Source organism: Nitrosomonas sp. (genome assembly GCF_021731985.1).
GTDB lineage: Bacteria > Pseudomonadota > Gammaproteobacteria > Burkholderiales > Nitrosomonadaceae > Nitrosomonas.
Genome location: NZ_JAKFWH010000023.1, coordinates 1 through 19,507 on the forward strand (window position 1 = coordinate 1; position 19,507 = coordinate 19,507).

The window sequence follows — 19,507 nt, forward strand, 5'->3', positions numbered from 1 at the left end:
TACGGGCAGGGACGCTCCAGTGACTGCTCGGTCTTCGCCGTCGCGGTATTCCACTTTACCTCATGTCTCGCCGCATCGTGTTTCTTTCAAACGCATTGCGACCGAAGGCCGATTACTACGCTCATTTGGATTTTTCTGTAACTACTGAGATCCGTGTGTTTTTATAGGAATAATAGCGTTATAAGATGGGGTTAATAGGTACCTATTGGTATTGGGTATTTAAATCTGATGTTAGCCCGCAAGTATTCGTGAAATATTTTCTGTTACTTTATCCGGATGAAATGGTTTGATGATGTATCCCTTCGCTCCGGCGTTTGTTGCCCGAATAAATAATTCACGGCTGGCTAAAGCGGTAATCATGACGACCTTAGTTGAAGCATTCTGATTGTGTATGATTTTCAATGCTTCTAAACCATTCATCACCGGCATTTCGAAATCTAGGCATGCAATATCTGGCTTGTGTTCTGACACCAGTTCGGCGGCTTGCTTGCCATCATACGCTTCGCCGACCACTTCAACCCCCATGTGCGTCAGAATTGCCGTCAACAGTCGGCGCAGTGTCACGCTGTCATCGGCAATCACTGCCCTGGCGCGATAAGGTTTATCCTCGAAAGGATTATTTTTTCTGCCTGCAATCATTAACAGCCGCTGCGCGTGTGCAACTTTTTGCAGCACCTGAATAATTTGTTCTTGCGAAAAGGGTTTGTAGATAAAACCGGCAGTACCCGCTTCGGCTGCGATATGCTCCAGCTCGAGATTATTGCTGCCGGTGATCATAACCACAGCGATGTGTGGATACGTCGCTTGAATCTTATTCAGAAGCGAAAGACCATCGGTATCAGGCAAATTGTAATCAAGACAAATGATGTGCGGATTGAGCTTGGCGATGGTGGCGAGAAGTTTTACCCCATTGCCAAGTTCCCCTACGACCTCATAGTCATCGTTATTGAGTAACGCGCGCAGAACGCTGCGAATGGAAATGGAATCGTCCACGATGAGAATGCGGAGTTTGTTTTGTAGTTGCACCATAATGTCAGTCCTCTAAATTTTTTCTCTACCAAGAGAATTCTTTTATTCGATCACGCTATGTCAAATGATGTGACATCAACGACATGAACTGTTCAAAAATTTATAGAGGGAAGATTGCTGATCAAACTTATTCAGTTGAGAATGACTAAAATTGATAAGATTTGGAACGAATCTCTTTGACTTTATTGATGTTGAATCAAACAACTAAGTTGTTGCTGACGAGGTATTTCGATTCAATTGTCAATTCCTACCAGAAAATTACTGCTGTTCCGTTAACGAAAAAGTACAGTGCAATTTTTATGTTACAAAATGAAAATGATTGAGAAGTCTGATGCAATAAGCTTTGCTTAATGGTACTTTATATGTTGCTAGCTTATCACCTTAATTCCATTGTGAAATTCCAAGATTGGAATCTTGGGTAGTAAGTGTTTTTGTAGATGTGTCTGAAAATTGCAAATCCTGATGACAGCGAATCGGTTAAAAGTGGGTAAAAGTAGCTCGCTTCAAATTTAGGATGTAAAATTTCAACTAATGAGGGCATTTATGCTTCATTACTTAATTATTCTTTAATTTAAGTGGAGGAGAAGATGAAAAAGGTATTTGCATATTTATATTTAATCTGTCTAGTACTTGTTCCAAATTTGTCATTTGTAAATGATGCTCAAGCATCAGCTGATCCAGATGGTCCATCCCCTTCTACAACGCAGGGGACACGGTAAATTTTTATTTCTCCGGCACGATTAATTCTTGAACACGGATTCTTCACGCAAGATAAGTACTGAGATTAGAACGACGATTCATGAATAAAAAGTGCTGGAGCAATAATAATGAGGTATGAGTATGAGTATCAGGATTTTTGGGATAGAAATTGAGGTAGATAAAAAGGCTAATATTCTCACAATTGCTGTGTTTCTTGTTTCACTTATTCCAATAGCAGGATCATTTTTTGTAGAGATTTTTAGTCATTTTCATGAACCAGAGATTGTTCTTGATAACATTGGTACAATAAGTTTATATTCAGCTACTTCCGCTAATGGGGAAGAATATCTCAGGCTTGCTACTCCTTTCACATATATTTATAAAGGAAATTCTGAATATAACGATTTCATTAAGCCAGAGCAAGTAACTGTTTTTTTGGATAATAAAGAAATAACATTATTGTCTGCTAAGAATCGAATTGAAATCCGTAGCGAAGGAAAAAAACTGATTATAGATAATAAGGGCGATGCTAGCCCTGTTGCTCTAAAAGCAGGTACGGTTCATAAACATGAAACAGAATTCATACCTTTTCATCGTGTAGGAAAAGATAAGTTCGCCAATTTCATTGCGATAGAAGATTTTATTAAGTTATTAGTACTATCATCCAAGCTAAGATTAGATTTCTTGGTTGAGACTTATGAAGGGAAGACAATTTTTAAGCAATGTTTCATAGATTCACCAATGGCTGTTATGGGATTAAGAGATGAAAAAAGAGTTATTGAGTATAAGCAAGGTAATGAGAATTATAAAGGATGGGCTGCACTTTCATGTGGTTAATCTTCTTAATTAGATATTTTTTTGTTGCATTTTTACATCCTACTCTTCAACCAAATTTCCCTAATACTTCGGGCTTGAGAAAAAGCTTGTTCTAGCCCATCGCTGTCATTATTTTTTAACATCTCCCGCAAGCCATTCAGCTCATTCTGATACGCATCAATTTGCTCAAGCAGTGCCTCACGGTTCGCCAAACAGATATCACGCCACATTTCCGGGGAGCTGCTGGCGATGCGGGTGAAGTCACGGAAGCCGCTGCCGGCAAAGCGGAGCAGGTTTTCGGGATCGCTGGTGCTGTGATGAAGGTGATTCATCATGGTGAATGCCAGGATATGCGGCAAATGGCTGGTGGCAGCGAGCACTTGGTCGTGCTCATTGGCTGGCATCAGTGAGACTTGCGCGCCGCAGGCTTGCCATAATTCGCTGACTCGCTCGACAGCGTCCATGCTGGTTTCCGGCAGTGGGGTTAGGATGACGTGTTTGTTGCGGTACAAATCCGCTTGTGCAGCTTGTGCGCCACTTTGTTCCGTACCGGCGATGGGATGGCCGGGCACGAAGTGGTGCCGGTTTTGCATCGGGAGATGGTGGCGTGCTGCGGCGATGACATCCTGCTTGGTGCTACCGGCGTCGGTGATGATCGTGTTGGCTTGCAGGTGCGGGGCGATTCTCTCCATGATGTGGGCGGTCTGGCCTACCGGCATGGCGAGGAACACCAGGTCCGCTTGATACAAAGCAGAAGCCATATCGGCGGCTATTTCATCAATGACACCACACGCTACAGCACATTGCATATTTTGCTTGCTGCGTCCGACCCCAACGATATGCTTGACCAAACCGGCATTGCGTAGCGCCAGAGCAAATGATCCGCCGATCAAGCCGACACCGATGATGACCAGTTTGTTGAGCATCGCCGTATTTGTCATGAGTTTAACCAGCGTTTCGCGTTATAGGGTGCGTCCGATGACTTCTGCGATACCTCTTAATGTTCCCATCAGATCCTTCAGTTCCTGTGGATTCAGCGCTTGATCGGCATCGCACCAAGCTTCGCACGGATTCGGATGCATTTCCACCAATAATCCATCCGCACCGGCTGCAATCGCTGCGCGTGCTAATGCCGGTACCATCCAAGCTTTGCCGCCGGCATGCGAAGGATCAATGATAACCGGCAGATGGGTTTCGCGTTTGAGAACCGGCACGCAAGTGACATCCATGACATTGCGGTAGGCGGTTTCAAACGTACGAATGCCGCGTTCGCAGAAAATAATATTATGGTTACCACCTGCTGCGATATATTCAGCCGCCATGAGCCATTCGGAAATAGTGGCGGATAAGCCGCGTTTCAAAATGACCGGTTTGTTGATACGACCGACTTCTTTCAGCAGGTCAAAATTCTGCATGTTGCGCGTACCGATCTGTATGACATCGACATCATGTTCGAGAAAGGTATCGAGCATGCGCACATCCATCAGTTCGGTGACAATCGGCAGGTTATATTTGTCGGCTGCCTGACGGAATATGGCCAGACCATCGACGCCTTTACCTTGGAAAGTGTACGGACTGGTGCGGGGTTTGAAAGCACCACCGCGCATCAGACGGCAACCGGCTGCCGCGACTTGCTGTGCGGACAGATCCATTTGTTCTTGTGTTTCTACCGAACAAGGTCCGCCGATTACCTGTATTTGTTTGCCGCCAATCGGGATACCGCGTACATCGATGATCGAGTCTTGTTTGTGCGATTCGCGCGAAACAATTTTGTATTGCTTGACGATATGCATGGAGTATTCAACACCTGGCATGGAATCAAATGATTCCGGATCAAGTTTGCTTTCATCACCGATGGCACCGATGACTGTGCGGTTGGTGCCGCGTGAAATATTGACTTCGTAACCCAAGTCTTGGATTTTTTGCACAACTGCACCGATTTGTTCCTCGGTAACATCTTTATTCATGACGATAATCACGCTAATTCTCCCATTGCATACTCAAGTGATTCCAGGAATCGTTTATTTTCGGATTCTAATCCAACTGTAACCCGAAGGTGGTGTGGCATTTCGTAAATTCCCAGAGGGCGCACAATGATGCCTTGTTGCAAAAGGCTCTGATAGACTTTCGGCGTGTTGGTCGCATCGCCTTTAACGCGAAAACTGATGAAATTTCCATACGAAGGAATAGTTTCAATGTTTAATTTCCGGAATCCTTCGGTGAGTTGTAACATGCCTGCGCGGTTTAGGGCATACGATTTTTGTACAAATTCGGCATCATGCAGCGCGGCCAGTGCACCAACGAGACCGATGCTACTGACATTGAACGGCTGGCGTACGCGATTCATCAGGTTAGCCACGTCGGGATGTGTCAGTCCATATCCGACGCGCACACCGGCGAGGCCATAAATCTTGGAAAAGGTTCGTGTGATCAGCAAATTGGAAAATTGTTTCAGCCATTTGATGCTGTCCGGCTTGTTGGCTTCGGGCAAATATTCGTTATACGCTTCATCCATAACGACCAGTACATCTCGGGATACGCGTTCCATAAATCGTAGTAAATCATCTGCGTTGGATAATGTGCCGGTGGGATTGTTGGGGCTGGCAATAAATACGATACGTGTTTCCGGCGTGATGGCGTCCAGCATGGCGGGCAGGTCATGGCCATAATCCAGAGCGGGTACCGATATGCCATTGGCGCCAATCATTTGTACTACCAATGGATAAACCGCGAAAGCATGTTGTGAATACACCGCAGCAGCGCCGGGTTTAAGGAATACGCGCGCGGCGAGATCCAAAATATCATTGGAGCCATTGCCTAATATGATTTGCTCTGGGGTCACAGTATAACGCTTGGACAATGCGGCTTTCAATTCATAACCACTGCCGTCTGGATAGAGTGCGACATCATGCAATGCATTAATCATGGCATCCAGTGCGAGCGGACTGGTTCCCAGCGGATTTTCATTGGACGCCAGTTTGATGACACACGACTCATCCAGCTTCATTTCCCGTGCTAGCTCAGAGATAGGTTTGCCGGGTTGATAAGGCTGAATGGAGCGGATATATTCTGGAGCAAAGTCACAAAGATTCATAAAATTAAATTTGTTAGCGATTGAGAAAAGAATATACAGCGTTTAATAAGTTTGATCGGATGACTATTCAGAGACAACGGACAGCTATGTGGCCGGATAAGATCCCAGGATTTTTAGGAAAGCCGCTTTTTCACGTAATTCAGTCAATGCGGCTGCTACATTTTCATCTTGTTGGTGCCCCTCAATATCAATAAAAAATACATACTGCCAGAGGCCGGTGCGTGATGGGCGGGATTCCAGGCGGCTCATGCTCACGCCATGCTGTGCCAACGGTTCCAGTAATTTATAGATAGCCCCGGAGCGATTATTGGTCGATAGGATCAATGAGGTCTTATCCTTTCCGGAGATGTCCACAATTTGTTTGCCGATGACCAGAAAGCGCGTGGTATTTTTCGGATCATCCTCGATGTTTTCCGCGCAGATATCGAGTCCAAATAGCTCTGCCGCTCTTTTGCTTGCCACCGCTGCTGCTTGCTTGTCAGCCGCTGCCTGCCGGGCTGCATCGGCATTGCTAGCGGTATTGATAAATGCAGAATGAGAGACGTGTGGTAAGTTGGTTTTTAACCAGTGATGGCATTGCGCCAACGATTGCGGGTGCGAGTAAATTTTGTTGATTTGTGATAATTCTGTTTGCTGCGCCATCAGAAACTGATGAACGGGCAACTGAAGTTCACCACAGATGGTTAATGGCGTTTGTAGCAGCAAATCCATGGTTCTGCCAACCGCACCTTCAGTTGAATTTTCTACCGGGACGACACCATAATTGGCCGTGTCAGATTCCACGTTGCGAAACACGTCGTCGATCGAATCACAGGCTATCGTTGTGATGGCGCTGCCAAAACGTTTTAATGCTGCATCTTCAGAAAAAGTACCATTGGGGCCCAGGTAAGCCACACTCATGGGTTTTTCCAGGGCGCGGCACAGTGACATGATTTCAGTAAATAACTGTTTGATGTGTGTGATGCTGATGGGGCCGGGATTTTGTTCCTGGATGCGTGTCAATATTTGCGCTTCGCGTTCAGGACGATAGACGATACCGCTTTTTTTTATCTTACCGATCTGCTGCGCAAGTCCAGCGCGTTTGCTTACCAACTGGAGTAATTCGTCGTCAATGGCGTCAATCTGATCGCGTAGTTGTTTGAGTTGTTCAGACATGGGTGGTGAAAATATTGGCTTAATGATAATTCATCAAAGTTCAGACTTTATCTGGGAAGTGGCAGGTAGCGTGCCATTAATACACCAGTGATCCCGGCAATTTCATTCACGACATGCTGCGGTACCGGACTGTCTACATCGACCAGTGTATAAGCCATTTCGCCACGTGATTTGTTGATCATGTTATGGATATTCAATCCGGCCTTGGCCATACTGGTGGAGATCTGACCCAGAATGTTGGGTACATTGGCATTTGCCACTGCGACCCGGTAAGGGGATTCCCGTTCCATGTAGATATCAGGAAAATTGACCGTGTTCGTGATGCTGCCATTTTGCAGATGATCCATGAGCTGATTGACCACCATGATGGCACAATTTTCTTCCGCTTCCAGTGTCGAGGCACCGAGATGTGGCAAGGTGATCACTGCTTTCTGGTGCTGCAATTTTTGACTGGGAAAATCACAGACATAATATTTTATTTTGTTAGCGGCGATGCCCGCTAAAATAGCCTCTTCATCGACGATTGCGCCGCGCGAGAAATTCAGCAGAATGACGTTCGGATTCATCATTTTTACATGTTTCTCATCAATCAGGTGACGCGTAGAATCCAGCAACGGAATATGCACGGTGACAAATTCGCTATGACGGAGCAAGTCTCCCATGCTGTGTGCCTTTTTTACTTCTGCGGATAGGCTCCAGGCCGAATCGACTGTAATCTTGGGATCATATCCGATGACCTTCATCCCCAGTTTAATCGCCACATTAGCTACCAACCGGCCAATTTCACCCAAGCCAATAATGCCCAATGTGCGGCCCGGTAATTCGATGCCGGAAAAGCGTTTCTTCTCACTTTCCGCCTGCTTGTTTAGTGCCGCATCATCACCTTGCAAGTTTTCTGCAAACTGCAATGCAGGAATTAAATTACGTGCGGCTAAAAACATGCCAGCCAAAACCAGTTCTTTGACTGCATTGGCATTGGCTCCCGGTGTGTTGAATACTGGAATGCCACGGGCATTCATATCCGGCACAGGAATGTTATTGGTACCGGCGCCCGCCCGTCCGATAGCCTTGACACTGCTGGGAATTTTCCAGTTCAGCATATTTTGCGAACGTACCAGAATGGCATCCGGCTCAGCGATATCATTACCTACCTGATAGTAATCTGCAGGAAAGCGACCGAGGCCGAGGGGAGAAATCTGATTAATGGTAAGAATCTTAAAGACTCTATCTTGATTTTCAAGCATGCTGGCTGGCAAACTCCTTCATAAATGCTGCCAATTTTGCCACACCTTCTATCGGCATGGCATTATATATCGAAGCGCGCATGCCCCCTACTGAGCGATGCCCCTTAAGTTGGATCAAGCCATTGATTTCGGCCTGCTTGAGGAACGTGTCATCCAGTCCAGGGTTTTTTAACGTGAAGGGCACGTTCATACGTGAGCGATCGGATTTGGTCACCGGACAATGATAAAATTCGGTGTTATCCAGCAAGTCGTACAACAGATTGGCTTTGGTGATATTGATTTTTTCCATCGCCGCTAATCCGCCTTGTTTTTTCAGCCACGCGAATACCAGTCCGGTAATGTACATGGCATAAGTCGGCGGCGTGTTGTACATCGAATCATTTTTAGCATGAATCTGGTAATCGTAAAGCGTCGGCGTGCCTGCTATCGGCATGCCCAGTAAATCTTCGCGCACAATGGCGAGAGTCAGTCCAGCAGGCCCCAGGTTTTTCTGTGCGCCTGCGTAGATCAATCCAAAACGTGTGACATCTAAAGGCCGTGACAAGATATTGGATGACATGTCGGCTACCAGTGGAATACTGCTTTCCGGAGCAATTTCCGGGATCCAGTTAAACTCGACGCCGCCGATAGTTTCATTGCTGGTGTAATGAACATAGGCTGCCTCTGGATCTAGGTGCCAATTGTCTTGTGTGGGGACATAGGTAAAATTGGCATCTTCTGATGAAGCGGCGACATTGACCGCGCAATACCGGTTGGCTTCCTCTATCGCTTTTGTCGACCACTGACCGGTATTGATATAGTCCGCTTTCTTTTTGCCGCGCAGCAGATTCATCGGCACCATGGAAAACTGGCTGGAGGCGCCGCCTTGCAGAAATAAGACTTTGTAGTTTTGCGGTATTCCAACCAGTTCGCGTAAATCGCCTTCAGTTTGCTTAGCAATGGCCATAAATTCCTTGCCGCGATGGCTCATTTCCATGACGGACATGCCACTGCCATGCCAATCTAGCATTTCATCACGTGCTTGCTGCAGAACTTCCCTAGGTAGAACCGCGGGTCCTGCACTGAAATTATAAATTTTATCCATCGAATTTTTTCGGGTAATTATTCTTTCGTGCCGAGGGGGTAGGCAGTTTGTTTGACTTTAGTCATTATTCTCACTGTCACTATCGTTGTCTTCGCTTTCTACCACTCTTTCCAGGCCAGCGAGTTTTTCGCCTGCATCGAGGTTAATTAAGGTAACGCCTTGTGTGGCACGGCTCATTTCCCGCACTTCATTGACACGGGTGCGGATGAGTACACCGCCGGAAGTGATCAGCATGATTTCATCATCCGGTTTTACCAGTTTTGCTGTGACAACTTTGCCGTTACGTTCACTGGTTTTGATCGCAATCATGCCTTGCGTGCCGCGGTTATGACGTGTGTATTCGCTGATTGGCGTACGCTTGCCATAACCATTTTCAGTCGCCGTTAATACAGTGAGTTCTTCATTTTCAGCGACCAGCAAGGAAATTACTTTTTGTCCGGCACGGAGTTTCATGCCACGCACACCGCGGGCGGTTCGACCCACCGGACGTACATCATTTTCACTGAAACGCATGGCTTTGCCGTTGTCTGAGAACAGCATGACATCGTGTTTTCCTTCAGTCAGCTCAACACCAATCAAATAATCGCCTTCATCCAGTCCGATGGCGATAATGCCATTGTGCCGTGGGCGGGAAAATTCTGATAGGGGTGTTTTCTTGACGGTCCCAAAAGAAGTTGCCATAAAAATATAGCGGGTTTCATCGAAAGCTTTAACGGGAAGAATCGCGTTAATTTTTTCACCTTCTTCCAGTTGAACCAAATTAATGATTGGTTTGCCGCGGGATAGCCGGCCCCCTTGCGGCACTTCATAGACTTTGATCCAGTACACACGGCCCAGGCTTGAGAAGCACAGAATATAGTCATGGGTGTTAGCGATGAACAGCTTGTCTATGAAATCATCTTCTTTGGTGCTCGTTGCCAGCTTGCCGCGTCCGCCACGTTTTTGTGCGCGATATTCATCGAGTAATTGAGATTTAATATAACCGCTGTGCGACAGTGTAACGACGACATCGGCGGGTGTAATCAAATCTTCCATACTCAAATCTTGCGTATCGACAATAATTTCACTGCGGCGTTTGTCACCAAATTGCAGTTTGATTGCATCCAGTTCTTCAGTGATGATGCTGGTAATGCGTTCTGGGTTGGCCAGAGTATTAAGATAATCAATAATTTTTTCTATGACTTCCTTGTATTCTTCGACGATTTTTTCTTGTTCCAAGCCGGTTAGGCGTTGCAATCGTAGTTCCAGAATTGCTTGCGCTTGTGCGTCCGATAAACGGTAATCTTGAGCCTTTAAACCAAATTCTTCACCTAGCCCATCCGGGCGTAGAGCGTCGGCATCTGCCATGGCGCGCGCCAGCATTTCCTCAACCAATTGAGAACGCCAAACTTTTGCCATGATTGCTTCTTTAGCGACAGATGGTGTTGGCGCAGCTTTTATCAGCGCGATGATTTCATCGACATTAGATAAAGCAACTGCCAGACCTTCCAATAAATGCCCGCGTTCACGCGCTTTCTTCAGTTCGAAAACAGTGCGTCGCGTGACAACTTCACGGCGATGGCGCAGGAAGGCATCCAGTATTTGCTTTAAATTCAGCAGGCGTGGCTGGCCATCCAAGAGTGCCACCATGTTCATGCCGAAGGTATCTTGCATCTGTGTTTCTTTATACAAGTTATTCAGTATGACTTCAGGTACCTCGCCACGCCTCAGTTCAATCACGACACGCATGCCTGATTTATCCGATTCATCGCGTAAATCAGAAATGCCTTCAATTTTCTTGTCGCGAACCAACTCTCCAATACGGATTAGTAAATTAGCTTTATTAACCTGATAGGGCAGCTCATCGACGACGATGCATTGGCGGCTGCCTTTTTCCATGTCTTCAAAATGAGTGCGGGCACGCATGACAACACGGCCTCGGCCTGTGCGGTAACCGTCTTTTACACCAGCGACACCATAAATAATACCGGCCGTTGGAAAATCCGGAGCCGGAATATATTCAATAAGTTCTTCAATACTGATATCGGGATTTCTGAGTAGAGCGAGGCAGGCTTCTATAACTTCATTCAGATTGTGCGGCGGAATGTTGGTCGCCATGCCTACGGCAATGCCTGAAGAGCCGTTGATCAGCAGATTGGGAATTTTGGCGGGCAGTATCAGTGGTTCTTTCTCAGAATCGTCATAATTGGGACCAAAATCCACTGTTTCTTTGTCAAGATCAATAAGCAATTCATGGGCAATCCGCGACATGCGGATTTCAGTGTAGCGCATCGCTGCGGCATTATCGCCATCCACCGAGCCAAAGTTACCTTGTCCGTCAATTAACATGTAACGCAAGGAAAAGTCTTGTGCCATGCGGACAATCGTGTCATATACTGCAGTATCGCCGTGAGGATGGTATTTACCGATCACATCGCCCACAATACGTGCAGATTTTTTGTAAGGCTTGTTCCAGTCGTTAGAGAGTTCGTGCATGGCGAACAATACGCGCCGATGTACCGGTTTTAAACCATCACGTACGTCTGGCAGGGCGCGGCCGACAATGACGCTCATGGCGTAATCAAGATAGGAACGCCGCATCTCTTCTTCAAGGCTGATGGGCAAAGTTTCCTTAGCAAATTGATTCATATCTTATGATTTTTCTGAGAAACAACGGGTTATGATGCAGAGGTGTATCTTCTTAAAATTAAGTATAAGAAATTTATAAATCCGCCCATTCTAACATGCTGTCATCCTTTCTCAGGTAACTTTGACGTATAAAAGTCGCGATAATAAGTAGATCTTTAAAGAAAAAAAGCATTAAAGAAAAAAAGCTTGAAAAAGCAGAGTAAATAGGTAAACATAATAGCTTTTCTAACTTTTCCTTAGCAGGTAGGGTAGGGCGCTTAATTGAATTTTCCATCTGAAATGCGAGTGTAATGTTGTGCCTAATTTAATGAATACCTACTCACGGCTACCCGTTACCTTTGTCAAAGGCGAAGGGATTTGGTTGTGGGATGACCAAGGTGAGCGGTATCTGGATGCATTGGCTGGTGTCGCTGTGTGTGGACTGGGGCATTGCCATCCAAGATTAACTCAAGCAATATGTGAACAGGCCAGAACGCTGATTCATACATCTAATCTTTATCATATCGAAAAGCAGGAACGCTTGGCGGATCGTTTGATCGAGTTATCAGGAATGGATAATGCATTTTTCTGTAATTCCGGTGCGGAAGCCAACGAAGCAGCCATAAAACTAGCCCGTTTGCATGGGCATAATAAGGGGATTTCAATCCCAACTATTGTTGTTATGGAACGTTCATTTCATGGCCGCACGATGGCAACCTTGACGGCGAGCGGGAATCGCAAGGTACAGGCTGGGTTTGAACCTTTATTGTCTGGTTTTGTGCGCGTTCCTTATAACAGTATGGAAGCGATTACACAGGTTGCTGTGAATAATAAAGATGTCGTTGCGGTACTGGTAGAACCTTTTCAGGGTGAAGGCGGTGTTAATATTCCTGAAGCGCATTATCTACAGGAGTTACGGAGTTTGTGTAACCAATATGGCTGGCTTCTGATGCTGGATGAAGTGCAGTCAGGGATCGGGCGGAGTGGAGAATGGTTTGCGTTTCAACATAGTAACATTATGCCGGATGTTATAACCCTGGCTAAAGGCCTGGGGGGGGGGGTCGCGATTGGTGCTTGCTTAGCAAAAGGCATGGCTGCAGAAGTATTCAAACCGGGTAATCATGCGTCCACCTTTGGCGGTAATCCACTGGCTTGTGCTGCTGCGATTGAAACACTAAGTGTGATTGCCGATGAAAATCTTCTCGATCATGTGACAAAATTGGGCGACTTCATGCGTGATAAGCTGAAAAGACAATTGGCAGATGTCACGGGAGTTGTGCAAGTCAGAGGCCAGGGTTTGATTGTTGGCATAGAGCTTTCGGTACCTTGTGGCGAACTGGTAAAGAAGGCGCTAGAGAAGAAGTTATTAATCAATGTAACATCCGATAAAGTGATACGTTTGTTGCCTGCGTTTGTGATGCAGCAAGGTGAAGCTGAGCAAGTTGTTGATATGACTTGCTTGTTAATAAAGGAGTTTTTGAATAACTAAAACAGATTACCTAAGGTAATGTATCTCTGATTAGTTATTTATCTCGTTATGCAATTAAAGCATTTTCTGCAATTCAATGATTTTTGCCGTGAAGAATACGAGTATTTATTTGAGCGCACTCGCTGGATAAAGCAGGAGTTCAAGCAATACCGGCAATACTGGCCTTTGAGTGACCGTACGCTGGCGATGATATTTGACAAAAATTCGACACGTACGCGCTTGTCATTTGAAGCAGGTATGCATCAATTAGGCGGTGCAGCAATCTATTTGTCAACGCGGGATACGCAACTGGGACGAGGGGAGCCAGTAGAAGATGCTGCGCGGGTGATTTCGCGTATGGTCGATCTGATAATGATTCGTACCTATGAGCATGACATTATTAAGCGCTTTGCGGAGAACTCAAGAGTGCCGATAATCAATGGCTTAACCGATGAATATCATCCTTGTCAGATTATGAGTGATATTTTTACTTACATTGAATACAGAGGCAGTATAGAAGGCAAAACCATTGCGTGGATTGGTGATTCCAATAACATGTGTAATACCTGGTTGCAGGCAGCTGAGATTTTTAATTTTAAAGTGCAGGTATCAACGCCTCCTGGCTATGATATTAATCCTGAGCGAATAGGATTAAGCGGTACAACACATTATGAAAAATTTGCCAATCCCCACAAAGCGGTGATTGGTGCGGATCTTGTTACTACAGATGTGTGGACCAGTATGGGATTTGAATCAGAAGCTGAGCAAAGAAAAAATGATTTTGCTGAATTTTGTGTTGATGAGGAGATGATGTCTTTGGCTAAAAGCAATGCATTATTTATGCATTGTTTGCCGGCGCATCGCGGTGAAGAAGTCAGCACCGAAGTCTTGGATGGGCCGCAATCAGTTGTATGGGACGAAGCAGAAAATAGGCTACATACGCAAAAAGCACTGATGGAATATTTGCTGTTGGGTAAATTAGATGCTGGAAGTTAAGTTTGTATTTTAAAATCAATTATTGAAGTATTAAATCGTAGCTGTACGAGATAAAGAAACATAATGAAAAAAATTAATAAAGTGGTTTTGGCCTTCTCGGGAGGTTTGGATACTTCGGTAATCTTGAAATGGTTGCAGGATACCTATCAATGTGAAGTTGTGACATTTACTGCTGATATCGGGCAGGGGGAGGAGGTTGAGCCAGCGCGAGCAAAGGCAAAACAACTCGGTGTCAAAGAAATTTATATAGATGATTTGCGTGAAGAGTTTGTACGTGATTTTGTATTTCCTATGTTTCGAGCTAATACGATTTATGAAGGGGAATATTTGTTGGGCACTAGCATAGCGCGCCCATTAATTGCAAAAAGGCAAATTGAAATTGCCAATGAAACAGGGGCAGATGCGGTTTCACATGGTGCAACGGGAAAAGGGAACGATCAGGTACGTTTTGAACTGGGGTATTATGCACTGCAGCCAGATATTCATGTGATAGCGCCTTGGCGAGAGTGGGATTTAACTTCAAGAGAGAAGCTGCTTCTCTATGCTGAACAGCACGGCATTCCTGTTGAAATGAAAAAGAAAGCTGGATCACCCTACAGTATGGACGCAAATCTTTTGCATATTTCGTACGAAGGCAGGATTCTTGAGGACCCAGCGGCAGAGCCGGAAGATTCGATGTGGCGTTGGAGTGTCTCGCCCGAGAAGGCGCCAGATGAACCTGAATATCTGGATATGGAGTTTAAACGGGGTGATGTTGTCGCATTGAATGGCAATAAATTATCACCAGCGAGTGTACTAGAGAAGCTCAACCAATTGGGTGGAAAACACGGAATAGGTAGACTGGATTTGGTTGAGAATCGATATGTTGGTATGAAGTCTCGCGGGTGCTATGAAACGCCCGGCGGAACAATTTTATTACGTGCGCATCGTGCTATGGAATCGATAACTCTGGATCGGGAAGTGGCACATCTAAAGGATGATTTGATGCCACGCTATGCAGCCCTGATTTATAATGGCTATTGGTGGAGTCCGGAACGTAAAATGTTACAGACTATGATTGATGACAGTCAGGGAAAAGTAAATGGATGGGTGAGATTGAAATTGTATAAAGGGAATGTCATTGTAGTAGGTAGAGATTCCCGTACTGATTCATTATTTGATCCAAATATTGCGACCTTTGAAGATGATGCGGGTGCTTATAATCAAGGCGATGCAGCAGGATTCATAAAACTAAATGCTTTAAGGTTACGTATTGCAGCTGGAGTTGAAAGGAATAAAAATTAAGACCTACCAGGTAGCGCAGTGAAAGATCCGAATCAATTGTCTCAGTTAAGAGAGATAAAATGCCAACATTTGATATTGTCTCAGAAGTTGATAAGCAAGAAGTCAGGAATGCAGTGGACCAAGTAAACAAAGAGGTGAACACGCGATTTGATTTTAAAGGATCCGATGCGAGAGTTGAGCAAGCCGATTATCAGTTAACAATGTTTGCTGATGATGAATTTAAGCTGGAACAAGTATCCGATATTCTGATGGCTAAATTGACAAAGCGGAATGTGGATGTGCGATGTCTGGACAAGGGGCAGATTGAGAAAATCAGTGGCAATAAAGTAAAACAGGTAGTGACAGTTAAAACAGGGCTTGAAACAGAGTTAGCTAAGAAGATTGTTAAGTACATTAAGGATAGCAAGCTTAAAGTTCAGGCGAGTATTCAGGGGGATGTAGTACGCGTATCAGGAGCAAAAAAGGATGTGCTACAGGAAACGATTCAATTAATAAAAAAAACGATTGATAATTTTCCGCTGCAATTCCAGAACTTTAGAGATTAATTAGACAGATGATGCAGAATGGGACCTATTGAAAATCATTGGCATGTTTTAGAAATTAAAATTGTATCAGCAAAATGGGCCATGACTGTCCATGTTTGTCTTGACATGGAACAATAAACCCAATAGAATCCGCTCTCTTTTTTGCCGCATCTTGTATGAGATATGAAGGTGCCAAATTGTTAATTGCTAGCGCCTTAGTAAATAAATAAAATCAGCAAATAGTACGTGGACGGCTAAAAGCCGTCCCAGTTTTTTAGGACATAGAAATGCCGACAATTAGTCAGTTAGTTCGAAGACCACGCACAGCTAAGCGAGTTAAAAGCAGCGTTCCAGCATTAGAGAATAGCCCACAAAAAAGAGGGGTTTGCACAAGGGTATACACGACAACGCCAAAAAAACCGAATTCAGCCTTGCGTAAAGTTGCAAGGGTTCGATTAACTAACGGATTTGAAGTATCAAGCTACATTGGTGGAGAAGGACATAACCTGCAAGAGCATTCGGTTGTGTTGATCCGTGGTGGTCGTGTAAAAGATTTGCCAGGTGTGCGCTATCATACGGTTAGAGGTAGTCTGGATACAGCCGGCGTGAAAGATCGTAAGCAGAGTCGATCAAAATATGGTACGAAAAAACCAAAAACTGCGTAGAAGTAAGAATCAGACGCTGTTTTTATTAATAGATGAAAAAATGTTGCGAAAGGTGATGGGGTTGCATAATGCCAAGACGTAGAGAAGTTCCAAAGCGTGAGATATTGCCAGATCCAAAATATCACAATGTAGAATTAGCGAAATTTGTTAATGTTCTAATGACCCGTGGTAAAAAGTCAGTAGCAGAAAGGATTATCTACGGAGCGTTAGAGCATATAGAAAAGAAAACTGGCAGTGACCCATTAGAAGTTTTTACACAAGCGCTGACTAATGTACGCCCGATAGTAGAAGTTAAGAGTCGACGGGTTGGTGGGGCAAATTATCAGGTGCCGGTTGAAGTGCGATCAGTGCGTCGCAATGCCTTGGCGATGAGATGGCTTAGAGATGCAGCCAGAAAAAGAAGCGAAAAATCAATGGATGCTAGACTGGCCGGTGAATTAACGGAAGCAGCTGAAGGGCGCGGAGGAGCGGTAAAGAAACGAGAAGAGGTGCATAGAATGGCGGAATCAAATAAAGCATTCTCTCATTTTAGGTTTTAATTGACAGAAATTTTAAATATTAAAATCATTCGCAAATTGAATTAATTGTAAGGCATTTGACTGTGGCAAGAAAAACACCCATTGAGCGCTATAGAAACATCGGTATTATGGCGCATATCGACGCTGGCAAGACAACGACCACCGAACGTGTGCTGTTTTATACTGGCGTATCGCATAAAATAGGCGAAGTTCATGATGGCGCGGCTACCATGGATTGGATGGAGCAAGAGCAAGAAAGGGGAATAACAATTACCTCAGCTGCCACAACTTGTTTCTGGAAAGGAATGGCTGATAATTATCCAGAGCACCGTATCAATATCATCGATACGCCAGGTCACGTAGATTTTACCATTGAGGTTGAGCGCTCGTTGCGTGTTCTTGATGGAGCGTGTACGGTATTTTGTGCGGTCGGTGGGGTGCAGCCGCAAACCGAAACGGTTTGGAGGCAGGCAAACAAATATAAAGTTCCTCGCTTGGCGTTTGTGAACAAGATGGATCGATCAGGTGCCAATTTCATGCGCGTGTATGAACAGATTAAAACGCGTCTTAAAGCGATGCCTGTGCCGATACAGTTGCCGATAGGTGCGGAAGATAAGTTTGAAGGTGTTATCGATTTAGTCAAGATGAAAGCCATTTATTGGGATGAGGAAAGTCGTGGTACAAAATATGAAGAGCGTGATATACCCTCAGAGTTAAGAGCAGAAGCGCAGATATGGCGAGAAAAGATGCTGGAAACAGCGGCAGAAGCAAATGAAGAATTAATGAACAAATACCTCGAAAATGGGGAGCTAGAAGCTGCAGATATTAAAAGTGGCTTGCGGGCACGCACTATAAATAATGAAATAGTACCCATGATGTGTGGGACAGCCTTTAAGAATAAAGGTGTGCAGGCTATGTTGGATGCAGTTATAGATTATATGCCGGCACCTACGGATGTTTTGGCGATACAAGGTGAGAATGAGCGTGGTGAGCCGGATAAAAGAACGGCCGATGATAACGAGCCTTTTTCAGCATTGGCATTTAAGATTGCAACCGATCCGTATGTAGGGCAGCTAATATTCTTCAGAGTTTATTCTGGGGTTGTTGTATCAGGTGATACAATCTACAACCCGGTTAAAGGAAGAAAAGAAAGAATTGGCCGGATACTTCAAATGCACGCAAATCAGCGTGAGGAAATCAAGGAAGTCCGGGCTGGAGATATTGCGGCAGCTGTTGGTCTGAAAGATGTCGTTACCGGAGATACCTTGTGTGATCCACAAAAAATAATCACTCTGGAAAGAATGGATTTTCCAGAACCAGTCATTCATGTGGCGGTTGAGCCAAAGACGAAAGTAGATCAGGAGAAAATGGGGATTGCGCTCAACAGATTAGCTCAGGAGGACCCTTCGTTCAGGGTGCGAAGTGATGAAGAATCAGGGCAGACAATTATCTCTGGTATGGGTGAATTGCACCTTGAAATCATTGTCGATCGTATGAAAAGAGAATTTGGTGTAGAAGCTAATGTAGGGGCGCCTCAGGTTGCATATCGTGAAGCGATAAAAAAACTAGTTGAAATAGAAGGGAAATTTGTTAAGCAATCAGGGGGGCGCGGACAGTACGGCCATGTATGGTTGCGAATGGAACCAAATGAAACTGGAAAAGGTTTTGAGTTTATAGATCAAATAAAAGGTGGTTCAGTACCTCGGGAATATATACCAGCAGTTGAAAAGGGATTATTGGAAACACTGCCAAGCGGCGTGTTAGCTGGATATCCGGTAGTTGATGTAAAGGTTACACTTTTTGATGGTTCATATCATGATGTAGATTCTAATGAAAATGCATTTAAAATGGCTGCTTCAATAGCATTTAAAGATGGAATGCGTAAGGCAAATCCAGTTTTATTAGAGCCCATGATGGCGGTTGAAGTGGAATCACCAGAAGATTTTATGGGGAATGTTGTCGGAGATTTATCATCAAGGCGTGGCATGATTCAAGGAATGGAAGATGTGCCAGGATTCAAGGTAATTCGAGCTGAAGTACCGTTAGCAGAAATGTTTGGATACTCTACGGCATTGCGATCAGCTACTCAAGGCAGAGCAACTTATTCAATGGAGTTTAAGCATTATTCTGAGGCTCCTAAGAATGTGGCAGAAGCAATAATTAATAAGAAATAGTTGAATTGAATAGAGTGTAAAGGAATGAGTCATGGCAAAAAGTAAATTTGAGCGGTCGAAGCCACACGTAAATGTTGGTACGATAGGACATGTTGATCATGGAAAGACGACGCTGACGGCGGCGATTACGACGATATTGACGAAGAAATT

At 44.8% G+C, this 19,507-nt stretch carries 17 protein-coding genes; 9 read left to right on the forward strand and 8 right to left on the reverse strand.

Annotated elements, in window-relative coordinates:
• Positions 1–231 precede the first annotated feature (231 nt).
• Positions 232–1,029 (reverse strand): response regulator, encoded by a 798-nt coding sequence (locus QZ942_RS02880; protein WP_292993139.1) that lies wholly within the window; start codon positions 1,027–1,029, stop codon positions 232–234.
• 840 nt (positions 1,030–1,869) lie between these two features.
• Between QZ942_RS02880 and QZ942_RS02885 the strand changes: the two genes are divergently transcribed.
• A complete protein-coding gene (locus QZ942_RS02885) occupies positions 1,870–2,565 on the forward strand; it encodes a hypothetical protein (RefSeq protein WP_292993140.1) in 696 nt (231 codons plus the stop codon).
• A 32-nt stretch (positions 2,566–2,597) separates the two neighbouring features.
• Here QZ942_RS02885 and QZ942_RS02890 read toward each other — a convergent pair whose 3' ends face one another.
• The 7 genes from QZ942_RS02890 to gyrA form a co-directional block, all read right to left on the reverse strand.
• Positions 2,598–3,485 (reverse strand): prephenate dehydrogenase/arogenate dehydrogenase family protein, encoded by an 888-nt coding sequence (locus QZ942_RS02890; protein ID WP_292993141.1) that lies wholly within the window; start codon positions 3,483–3,485, stop codon positions 2,598–2,600.
• A gap of 21 nt (positions 3,486–3,506) precedes the next feature.
• A complete protein-coding gene (gene aroF / locus QZ942_RS02895; protein WP_292993142.1) occupies positions 3,507–4,523 on the reverse strand; it encodes a 3-deoxy-7-phosphoheptulonate synthase in 1,017 nt (338 codons plus the stop codon).
• Entirely contained in the window at positions 4,520–5,638 is a 1,119-nt protein-coding gene (gene hisC, locus QZ942_RS02900; protein WP_292993143.1) for a histidinol-phosphate transaminase, read from the reverse strand. Before hisC ends, aroF begins: the two co-directional genes overlap by 4 nt.
• A gap of 84 nt (positions 5,639–5,722) precedes the next feature.
• Positions 5,723–6,793 (reverse strand): prephenate dehydratase, encoded by a 1,071-nt coding sequence (gene pheA, locus QZ942_RS02905; RefSeq protein WP_292993144.1) that lies wholly within the window; start codon positions 6,791–6,793, stop codon positions 5,723–5,725.
• 47 nt (positions 6,794–6,840) lie between these two features.
• Positions 6,841–8,037, reverse strand: a complete 1,197-nt coding sequence (locus QZ942_RS02910; protein ID WP_292993145.1) for a 3-phosphoglycerate dehydrogenase family protein — start codon at positions 8,035–8,037, stop codon at positions 6,841–6,843.
• Positions 8,030–9,121, reverse strand: coding sequence for a 3-phosphoserine/phosphohydroxythreonine transaminase (serC, locus tag QZ942_RS02915; protein WP_292993146.1), 1,092 nt, complete (start codon positions 9,119–9,121; stop codon positions 8,030–8,032). Before serC ends, QZ942_RS02910 begins: the two co-directional genes overlap by 8 nt.
• A gap of 57 nt (positions 9,122–9,178) precedes the next feature.
• Complete coding sequence (gene gyrA / locus QZ942_RS02920) at positions 9,179–11,749, reverse strand: DNA gyrase subunit A (protein WP_292993147.1); 2,571 nt, start codon at positions 11,747–11,749, stop codon at positions 9,179–9,181.
• Between the two features lie 307 nt (positions 11,750–12,056).
• On the opposite strand from gyrA, the gene QZ942_RS02925 reads away from it, so the two are divergent.
• From QZ942_RS02925 to QZ942_RS02960, 8 genes are all read left to right on the forward strand, one after another.
• Complete coding sequence (locus QZ942_RS02925; protein WP_292993148.1) at positions 12,057–13,217, forward strand: aspartate aminotransferase family protein; 1,161 nt, start codon at positions 12,057–12,059, stop codon at positions 13,215–13,217.
• Positions 13,218–13,265: 48 nt separating this feature from the next.
• The gene (gene argF, locus QZ942_RS02930) at positions 13,266–14,192 is read left to right on the forward strand and encodes an ornithine carbamoyltransferase (protein ID WP_292993149.1); all 927 of its coding nucleotides are present in this window, start codon (positions 13,266–13,268) and stop codon (positions 14,190–14,192) included.
• A 63-nt stretch (positions 14,193–14,255) separates the two neighbouring features.
• Positions 14,256–15,476: an argininosuccinate synthase gene (locus QZ942_RS02935; RefSeq protein ID WP_292993150.1), complete on the forward strand. Its 1,221-nt coding sequence runs from the start codon at positions 14,256–14,258 to the stop codon at positions 15,474–15,476.
• A 59-nt stretch (positions 15,477–15,535) separates the two neighbouring features.
• Positions 15,536–16,021: a YajQ family cyclic di-GMP-binding protein gene (locus QZ942_RS02940; protein ID WP_292993151.1), complete on the forward strand. Its 486-nt coding sequence runs from the start codon at positions 15,536–15,538 to the stop codon at positions 16,019–16,021.
• A 266-nt stretch (positions 16,022–16,287) separates the two neighbouring features.
• Entirely contained in the window at positions 16,288–16,665 is a 378-nt protein-coding gene (gene rpsL / locus QZ942_RS02945; protein ID WP_292993152.1) for a 30S ribosomal protein S12, read from the forward strand.
• 68 nt (positions 16,666–16,733) lie between these two features.
• Positions 16,734–17,204: a 30S ribosomal protein S7 gene (gene rpsG, locus QZ942_RS02950; RefSeq protein WP_292993153.1), complete on the forward strand. Its 471-nt coding sequence runs from the start codon at positions 16,734–16,736 to the stop codon at positions 17,202–17,204.
• Between the two features lie 62 nt (positions 17,205–17,266).
• Positions 17,267–19,357 (forward strand): elongation factor G, encoded by a 2,091-nt coding sequence (gene fusA, locus QZ942_RS02955; protein ID WP_292993154.1) that lies wholly within the window; start codon positions 17,267–17,269, stop codon positions 19,355–19,357.
• A gap of 31 nt (positions 19,358–19,388) precedes the next feature.
• A partial coding sequence (locus tag QZ942_RS02960) for a GTP-binding protein (protein WP_219817924.1) occupies positions 19,389–19,507 on the forward strand: 119 nt, incomplete at its 3' end.

Bases quoted from the DNA above. Each gene is read 5' to 3' on its own strand.
- QZ942_RS02880 (WP_292993139.1), bottom strand. From the start codon at position 1,029: ATGGTGCAACTACAAAACAAACTCCGCATTCTCATCGTGGACGATTCC.
- QZ942_RS02885 (WP_292993140.1), top strand. From the start codon at position 1,870: ATGAGTATCAGGATTTTTGGGATAGAAATTGAGGTAGATAAAAAGGCT.
- QZ942_RS02890 (WP_292993141.1), bottom strand. From the start codon at position 3,485: ATGACAAATACGGCGATGCTCAACAAACTGGTCATCATCGGTGTCGGC.
- hisC (WP_292993143.1), bottom strand. From the start codon at position 5,638: ATGAATCTTTGTGACTTTGCTCCAGAATATATCCGCTCCATTCAGCCT.
- pheA (WP_292993144.1), bottom strand. From the start codon at position 6,793: ATGTCTGAACAACTCAAACAACTACGCGATCAGATTGACGCCATTGAC.
- QZ942_RS02910 (WP_292993145.1), bottom strand. From the start codon at position 8,037: ATGCTTGAAAATCAAGATAGAGTCTTTAAGATTCTTACCATTAATCAG.
- serC (WP_292993146.1), bottom strand. From the start codon at position 9,121: ATGGATAAAATTTATAATTTCAGTGCAGGACCCGCGGTTCTACCTAGG.
- gyrA (WP_292993147.1), bottom strand. From the start codon at position 11,749: ATGAATCAATTTGCTAAGGAAACTTTGCCCATCAGCCTTGAAGAAGAG.
- QZ942_RS02925 (WP_292993148.1), top strand. From the start codon at position 12,057: ATGAATACCTACTCACGGCTACCCGTTACCTTTGTCAAAGGCGAAGGG.
- argF (WP_292993149.1), top strand. From the start codon at position 13,266: ATGCAATTAAAGCATTTTCTGCAATTCAATGATTTTTGCCGTGAAGAA.
- QZ942_RS02935 (WP_292993150.1), top strand. From the start codon at position 14,256: ATGAAAAAAATTAATAAAGTGGTTTTGGCCTTCTCGGGAGGTTTGGAT.
- QZ942_RS02940 (WP_292993151.1), top strand. From the start codon at position 15,536: ATGCCAACATTTGATATTGTCTCAGAAGTTGATAAGCAAGAAGTCAGG.
- rpsL (WP_292993152.1), top strand. From the start codon at position 16,288: ATGCCGACAATTAGTCAGTTAGTTCGAAGACCACGCACAGCTAAGCGA.
- rpsG (WP_292993153.1), top strand. From the start codon at position 16,734: ATGCCAAGACGTAGAGAAGTTCCAAAGCGTGAGATATTGCCAGATCCA.